At 48.6% G+C, this 249-nt stretch carries 1 rRNA gene; it reads right to left on the bottom strand.

From position 1 onward, the window contains the following. Positions 1-146 precede the first annotated feature (146 nt). Positions 147-249: ribosomal RNA gene (gene rrf, locus GDZ68_RS18015) — 5S ribosomal RNA — on the bottom strand; the annotation flags it as partial.

Here is a 249-nt window from a genome sequence, read left to right as displayed (position 1 = left end):
AGGATGACGGGCTCGAACCGCCGACCCCCTGCTTGTAAGGCAGGTGCTCTCCCAGCTGAGCTAATCCTCCTGGGTAATAGTCTATTATCTCAACGATCTTACTCTTATGTATAAAATACGTAACAGTATACCGAAATAAAAATATTGCCTGGCAGCGTCTTACTCTCACAGGGGGAAACCCCCAACTACCATCAGCGCTAAAGAGCTTAACTTCCGTGTTCGGTATGGGAACGGGTGTGACCTCTTTGC

Origin of the sequence: Sporosarcina cascadiensis (assembly GCF_009650995.1) — a bacterium.
Taxonomy (GTDB): domain Bacteria; phylum Bacillota; class Bacilli; order Bacillales_A; family Planococcaceae; genus Sporosarcina; species Sporosarcina cascadiensis.
The sequence above is the reverse complement of the archived record's forward strand: the minus strand, read 5'-3'. Positions and strand labels throughout refer to the sequence as shown.